Consider the following 2,900-nt stretch of genomic DNA (forward strand, 5'->3'; position numbering starts at 1 on the left):
GCGGTAAGGGACGGACGACCCCCCAGTGAGGGGGCACCCGCGTACGGCGGGAGGGGACGGGCGCCCCGGACGGACCCCCTGTGAGGCGCTGCCCGCACCTGCCCACGGCGGTAAGGGACAGCCCCCCCTGTGAGGGGGCACCGCGTACGGCGGGAGGGGACGGGCGCCCCGTGAGGGGGCACCCGCGTACGGCGGGAGGGGACGGACCCCCCTGGGGCGCTGCCCGCACCCGCCCAGGGCGGGAAGGGGACGTGCCGGGGGGTGTCCGCCCGCAGCGGTTGGCGCGTCAACCCGGGTACGTCGGTAAGCAACCGATTCCGCGCCGTTCCGAGGACGGACACCCCCCGGCGCGGCCCCGACCCACCCACCGGCCGGCAGCGCTGCAGCAAGCCCCCCGAACCCGCGCGGGCCGCCGCAGGCACCCACCCCCACCCGCTAGGCCCTCCGAGCAGCCGCCCGAGACCCCACCGCAGTGATCCCCACAACCCCCGCCACGGCCAGCAGCCCAACCCCCACGGTCCCGCTCCAGCCCCCCGCGTGGAAGGCCATCGCCCCCACCGTGCTGCCCACGCTGGACCCGACGTAGTACGCCGACTGGTACAGCGCGGAGGCCTGCGCCCGCCCGTGCGTCGCCGTCCTGCTGACCGCCGACGACGCCACCGCGTGCCCCGCGAAGAAGCCCGCCGTGATCAGCACCAGCCCCACCAGCACCAGCACCAGCGAGTCGGCCAACGACAGCAGCAGCCCCGCCGCCGTCGTCCCGCCGCCCAGGTACAGCGCCCCCCGGCGCCCCAGCCGCCCGACCAGCCGCCCCGCCGTCGACGCCGACACCGTGCCCACCAGGTAGACGAGGAAGATCGACCCCACCACACCCTGCGGCAGCCCGAACGGCTCCTCTGTCAGCCGGTAGCCGATCACCGTGTAGACGCCGCCGAACACCGTCATGAACAGCGCCCCGATGCCGTACAGCCGCCGCAGCAGCGGATCGGCGAGATGCGCACGCACCGTACGGAACAGCACCCCCGGGCGCAGCGACCCCGCGACGAAGTGCCGCGGCGCGGGCAGCAGCAGCCGGAACGCGACCGCGCAGCCGAAGGCGACCACGCCGAGCGCGCCCACGGCCACCCGCCAGCCCCACTCCTGCGCGACCCACCCGGTGATGACCCGGCCGCTCATCCCGCCGACGCTGTTGCCCGCGACGAACAGCCCGATCGCCGTGACCAGCGCCTTGGGCCGGACCTCCTCCGCCAGATACGCCGTCGCCGAGGCCGGCAGCCCCGCCAGCGCAGCACCCTGCACCGCCCGCAGCGCGACCAGCGTGGTCAGCGACCCGGCGAACGGCACCAGCAGCGCCAGCCCCACCGCCACCGCCAGCGACGCCGTCATGACCGTCCGCCGCCCGAACCGCTCGGACAGCGCGCTCATCGGGATCACGAACAGCGCCAGACCACCCGTCGACACCGCCACCGTCCAGCTCGCCTCGCTCGCCGTCACCCCGAGGTCCCCGGAGATCAGCGGAAGCAGGGCCTGGGTGGAGTACAGCAGCGCGAAGGTGGCCACCCCCGCGAGGAAGAGGGCGAAGCTCATCCGGCGGTAGCCGGAGCCGCCCGGGGTCATACGGGAGTCGACGACGGGAACGGAAGGAGCGGCGCCCACGGTGGTGGACGCCCCGGTACTGGCGGGAGTCATGCTTCGACGCTACGGACGCCCTCGCTCATCCGTCCAATGCGCGGAATCCCCATAATCGTTCCCATGGTGCATCAACAGAGCTCACAGCCCCGGCTGTCACCGACCAGTGACACAGAAGACATCGTCACACTCCTCGCCCCCCGCCTCGCGCACTTCGCCGGCGTCGCCCGCACCGAACACGTCACCCGGGCCGCGCAGGAGATGAACGTCCCCCAGTCCACCCTGTCCCGCGCCATGGTCCGCCTCGAAAAGGACCTGGGCGTCGACCTGTTCGCCCGCCGCGGCCGCACCGTCTCGCTCACCACCGCCGGCCGCACTTTCCTCGCCTCCGTGGAACGCGCCCTCGCCGAGATCGAGCGGGCCGCGGACGAGGTACGCGCCGACGCCGACCCGGCCACCGGCAAGGTGGCGTTCGGCTTCCTGCACACCATGGGCGCCGAGACCGTCCCCGGCCTGCTGCACGCCTTCCGCGCGGACCACCCCCGGGTCCGCTTCAGCCTGGTCCAGAACTACGGCGAGGCCATGCTCGAACGCCTCCGCGCCGGCGAACTCGACCTCTGCCTGACCTCACCCGTCCCCGACGCCCCCGACCTGGTGGCCCGCCGCCTGGACGAGCAGAAGCTCCGCCTCGTGGTCCCGGCCGACCACCGCCTGGCCGCGCGCCGGCGCATCCGCCTCGCCGAGGCCGCCGACGACACCTTCGTCACCCTGGAACCGGGCTACGGCCTGCGCCGCATCACCGACGCGCTCTGCCGGGAGGCCGGCTTCAAGCCGCGCATCGCCTTCGAGGGCGAGGAGGCGGAGACCCTGCGCGGCCTGGTGGCCGCGGGCCTGGGCGTGGCCCTGCTGCCGCCCCCCGCGGTGGCCCGCCCCGGCGTCGTGGAACTGACGGTCACGGCCCCCCGCGCGGCCCGCGAGATCGGCGTGGCCTGGCTGGAGGGCCGCCCGGACACGCCCCCGGTGGCGGCGTTCAAGAAGTTCCTGCTCTCCAAAAGAGGAGGCTTGCTGCCCACCTGAGCCCCGAAGCTCACCGCCCTTGAAGCTCACCGCCCCCGAGATCCGCCGCCCCCGAAGCTCACCGCTCCCCGAAACCCACGGAATCCCGGGACTCACCGCCCCTGAAGCTCACCGCCCCCGAGATCCGCCGCCCCCGAGGCTCACCGCTCCCCGAAACCCACGGAATCCCGGGACTCACCGCCCCTGAAGCTCAC

General features: G+C 74.3%; 2 protein-coding genes. One reads left to right on the forward strand and one right to left on the reverse strand.

Features of this window, described 5'->3' with window-relative positions; all coding sequences use genetic code 11:
* Window positions 1–435: 435 nt before the first annotated feature.
* On the reverse strand, window positions 436–1,689 hold the full coding sequence (locus tag ACFF45_RS26790) for an MFS transporter (RefSeq protein WP_381349089.1): 1,254 nt from the start codon (window positions 1,687–1,689) through the stop codon (window positions 436–438).
* A gap of 63 nt (window positions 1,690–1,752) precedes the next feature.
* On the opposite strand from ACFF45_RS26790, the gene ACFF45_RS26795 reads away from it, so the two are divergent.
* Window positions 1,753–2,706, forward strand: coding sequence for a LysR family transcriptional regulator (locus ACFF45_RS26795; protein WP_381349090.1), 954 nt, complete (start codon window positions 1,753–1,755; stop codon window positions 2,704–2,706).
* Window positions 2,707–2,900 lie beyond the last annotated feature (194 nt).

The sequence above is a fragment of the Streptomyces cinereospinus genome (genome assembly GCF_042430725.1).
Classification (GTDB): domain Bacteria; phylum Actinomycetota; class Actinomycetes; order Streptomycetales; family Streptomycetaceae; genus Streptomyces; species Streptomyces cinereospinus.